Source organism: Tropicimonas sp. IMCC6043, from assembly GCF_004146235.1.
Classification (GTDB): Bacteria; Pseudomonadota; Alphaproteobacteria; order Rhodobacterales; family Rhodobacteraceae; genus Tropicimonas.
Genome location: NZ_SELO01000143.1, coordinates 1 through 699, shown reverse-complemented (window position 1 = coordinate 699; position 699 = coordinate 1). Strand labels below are relative to the sequence as shown.

1 pseudogene is annotated in these 699 nt (G+C 59.4%); it reads right to left on the bottom strand.

What is annotated here, in order from left to right:
* Positions 1-267: pseudogene (locus EU800_RS26145) on the bottom strand (transposase); the annotation flags it as partial.
* Between the last annotated feature and the right edge of the window lie 432 nt (positions 268-699).

The following is a 699-nucleotide window of genomic DNA, read 5'->3' as shown; positions in this document are numbered from 1 at the left end:
TAATCCGGAGCAGAGTCCGGAAGGCCTGCTCGCCCTCGATCTCTGCGCACAGCCGGCTGACCTGGATCTTCGACATGCCGCCCGCACCCATGGCCTTCACAAGATCATCGACCGAGCGCGTCGAGACTCCTGCACGCAGGCTTTCCGGATGACGGCGACCAGAGCCTCTTCCGCCATCCGCCGCGGTTCGCGGGAGCTTGTTTGATAGCTCCCCTAGCGCATCTTCGGGATCGCAAGCTCGAGCCGGCCGGCGCGGGTGTCCCAGCCCGATCCGCCTACAATCAGGCGTTCCAGTCTACGTGAGCACCGCCTGCCGCGCGCAATGCTTGATCAGAGAGCGAAATCAGGCGATCTTGCCATCAACTGGCAGACCAGTTGGGAATGTCTGGTCATACTTTCGCCACAGTCTTGCCGTATTCTAGGCTAGTTTTGAAACCGCCCGTTTCCAGCATCTTCGCGGCGAGCGTCCTCGTTGACGCTCGTCGCTTTTCTTTGCACCGTCACCGCTGCAGCGTAGTCCGCGCGCCGCCTCTCGGAAACTTTCTTGACCAACTGACATTCAAAGCTACTTCCCTGTCAGTTTCCAACAATGAATTATATCGTGCAGGCGGCGAGTGGTGCTGAGTGGACCACTCGCCGCCGTGTTTTCACCCGTACGTCACTTAAATGTCCAACCGTTTGCCTCAGTGTGGTGCACGG